The 3,833-nt window shown below is 43.3% G+C and carries 2 protein-coding genes; both read left to right on the top strand.

Going from position 1 to position 3,833, the window contains the following annotated elements:
- A partial coding sequence (locus tag BLS32_RS18165) for a T9SS type A sorting domain-containing protein (protein ID WP_139171822.1) occupies positions 1–492 on the top strand: 492 nt, incomplete at its 5' end.
- Between the two features lie 238 nt (positions 493–730).
- Positions 731–3,833 (top strand): beta strand repeat-containing protein (locus tag BLS32_RS18160; protein WP_139171821.1); only part of this gene is annotated, 3,103 nt, incomplete at its 3' end.

Here is a 3,833-nt window from a genome sequence, read left to right as displayed (position 1 = left end):
CCGGGAGTGACCCAATACAAATTCATCGTAACGAAAATGCCAGAAGGCAGTGCTACGACAATCGACAGGTCTACGAACTACTTTACCTTTAACATGATCCCTGGTTATGTTCCAGGAGGAAGATATTCTGTAAGGGTATCGACGTATACCAAGAACGACTGGTCGGTATCTAGTGATGCCTGTACGGTGTTTGCGCCGGGTGGCACACCAAACAAAGCCGAAGTGGAATCGCCTGTTTCAACAACAGCATTCACGGCGGTGGCTTCACCAAACCCATTTGCTTTAGATTTCGCGATCAGGGTAAACACGGCAGGCGAAGACCAGGTTCAGTTCAGGGTTTATGACATGCTTGGAAAAGTAGTAGAGTCAAGATCGGTAGGAGTATCGGAACTTGAAGGACAGCACATCGGTTCGAACTATCCATCGGGCGTTTACAACGTGGTTGTGACCCAGGGTGAAAATGTGAAAACACTTCGTGTAATCAAGAGATAATTAAACATGCAGAGGCGATGCTTTTGCTGTGAGAATAAAAGAAGCCCTTCCACAGAAGGGCTTCTTTGTTTTATAGCGTATTTTGTTGTTGGCGTGGTGCTTCAGTTATCAAATAAAACCAGTATGAAATAAATTGCGTATAAGAAAGACAGCCTACTGTTAATAAAATCATAACATTAAAACATTATTTATCTATATGAAAATGATAACTTTGGAACGTCAAATTAAATATTAAAAAATGAAAAAACTTTTACATTATCGAATTCTTAAACTTGCCGTGCTGCTATGCATGTGTATGTTTTGGAGTAATTCGCAGGCACAACAGTACAGTTATGCTACGATGAGTTCTACTTACTCGCAGAGCTTTGACGATCTCGGATTGGCGGCAACCACGACTGTAACAGGTGGGATTTTAAACAATAAATCAGCCAATTTAAATGGATGGTATTTTGTAGAAAGCGGAACAAGCGCTAACACGACTTATTCAGCAGGTACAGGTTCAGGGACAGGTGGCGATACCTACAGTTTGGGTACGGCTTCTGGTACAGACCGTACATTGGGAAGTTTGAGATCGGGATCAGTTGCTCCAACTTATGGTTTTTATTTTAAGAATACAACAGGATCAACGGTTACTTCTATCGATATTGCCTACACAGGCGAGACTTGGAGAATAGGCACGGCAAACAGGATCGATCAATTGGATTTCCAGTACAGTACTACTGCAACTTCATTGACTACCGGAACATGGGTCGATTACAATGCTTTGGATTATGCAAATCCGGGACAAGCTTTAGGAAGCGGCTCGATTCAGCACACTTCTGCTATTTCGGCTACGATTTCTGGCTTGTCTATTGCTAATAATGCAAGCTTTTTTATCAGATGGGTCGATGCGGATGCAACAAGCTCTGACGATGCAATGGGAATCAATAACTTCACAATGAAGGCGAGCCCTTCAGGGCCGTTGGTTACCACTTCAGCGGCAACTGTTATCACCGCTACGGGCGCTACTTTAAATGCAAGCATCAATGCCAATGGCACCACAGCGGCAACTTCTTTTGATTATGGCTTGGATAACACATACGGAACAAATGTTGCCGGATCACCTTCAAGCATAAGCGGAACTTCTGCAACAGCAGTATCTGCCACAATTTCAGGGTTGTCAGTAAATACACAATATTCATTTAGGGCCAATGCAAAAGTGGGAACCAACGCAGCGGTAAATGGAACAGAGATTACTTTTTACACTTTGGCAAACAAGCCATCCGCTCCGGTTGTAAGCAATCCTGCGATTCATGCTTTAACAGTAGCTTTAGGCGCATCGGATGGAAATCCGGCAGCGACACTTTTTGCGATCCAGGAAACAACAAGTGGAAATTATGTACAAACCGGCGGTACATTAGCCGCAGGCGTGGTATGGAGAACTGCAGCAGCATGGTCGCCATCGATCACTGTTAGCGGATTGACAGACAACCAAACTTATACTTTTCACGTAAAAGCGAAAAATGGTTCCGGCACTGAGACCCTTTTTAGTGATTCAACATCAGGAACAACGCTTCAAAACGTTTCTCCAACTGTAACCTTAAGCGCTGCTTTACCTGCTTTCGGAGACCACTGTATCAACACGTCTTCAACAGGTAGCTTCGCTATAAATGGCGTAAACCTCACCAGTGCCTTAACTGTGGATGCTTTGACGGGTTATGCTTTTTCATTGACTGAGACAGGAACTTATACTTCAACGTTATCTGTTCCAAATTCGGGGACTTTATCTGGACAGGTAATTTGGGTTAAATTTACACCTACCACTGTTCAGGTATATAACGGGCCGATTTCAATTTCAGGTGGCGGATTGGCGGCTGCATTCAATGTTACGGCTTCAGGTTCCGGAGTCAATACGGCTAGCGGTGTAGTTACAGGCGGAAGCGCTTCGGTAACAGCTGTTAGTGCGACTTTGTCTGCAACAACTACAGCCGGATGTTCTGCAATTTCTGCTTATGGTATCGAATACAGTACTTCTACAGGTTTTGCTGATGGATCAGGAACGAAACAAGCGGGAAGCAATTTATCTGCCAATGCTTTTTCGGTAGGACTTTCAGGATTAACGCCAAATACACCTTATTTTTATAAAGCATATGTAACCGATGGAACGGGTACAGTTTACGGCACGCAACAAACGTTTACCACATCAAACCTTGGTACGCCAGCTACAACTGCTGCAACAGTTGTTGGAGTAAATCAATTTACTGCAAATTGGAATGCACTTCCGGGAGCAGCAAGCTACAGATTAGATGTAAGTACATCGTCAACATTTGGAACTTCTACCAGCGGAAGTTTTAATGAAAATTTCAACACTTATGTGTCAGCCGCTTCCCTAAACGGATTAACGCTAGAAGGAACAGCAAATTATACGACAACTGGCAGCAGCGGTTTGGCTCCAAACTCCGTGCAATTTAATTCTACAGGTGACCGTATAACGACGCAGACTTTTGCCGGAAATGCAACTTCTCTCGCATTCTATCTAAAAGGCAACGGAACCAGTGGCGGAACTTTCCTTGTGGAAGGATTTGATGGTACTTCATGGGCCACTATTGAAAACATTAGTATGAGTGCACTTAACAATTCTGATCGCGACGTCTTATACAATGCAACGTCTACTCCAGCGTTGCCGGCAAATTTCTCACAATTCAGGTTTACTTATACCAGAACAGCAGGAAACGTTGCTTTTGATGATCTTAACGTTAGTTATGGTACTTTTACACCTTCGTATGTAACCGGATATAATAATTTAACGGTTAATGGAACTTCACAAGTAGTATCTGGTCTTGCAGAAAATACTACTTATTATTACAGAGTAAGAGCCGTAAGCGGAGCGAATACTTCTTCGAATTCGAATGCGACTTCTGTATTGACAGCAACAGCCCCAACAACATTTGGCGGAATTACCCAACAAGCTCCGGTTTGTGACAATACTGCTGCAACTTTTGTAGTTACCGGATTATTGGCTTCAAGTACGTCAACTTTAAGTTATACCACTATTACTGGTGGTGCCGTTCAAACGATTACAAATCTTGTTGCAGATGTATCAGGAACAGCAACGTTCACATTAAATTTAACTGTTGCAGCAAATGCCGGACATAATTTAACGGTTACAGCAATCCAGAGAAATGGCTTTGCTCCATTAGTGATAAACTCAAACAATGCGGTTGCCTTTGCTGTAAATGCGCCGGTAACACCAGCATTTACGCAAGTGTCACCAATCTGTTCAGGGGCTGCCTTATCGGCTTTGCCAACAACATCAACAAATGGTGTAACAGGAACCTGGTCACCAGCATTGAACAATACCA

Origin of the sequence: Flavobacterium noncentrifugens, assembly GCF_900100375.1 — a bacterium.
Classification (GTDB): domain Bacteria; phylum Bacteroidota; class Bacteroidia; order Flavobacteriales; family Flavobacteriaceae; genus Flavobacterium; species Flavobacterium noncentrifugens.
This window is presented reverse-complemented; position numbering and strand designations above follow the sequence as displayed.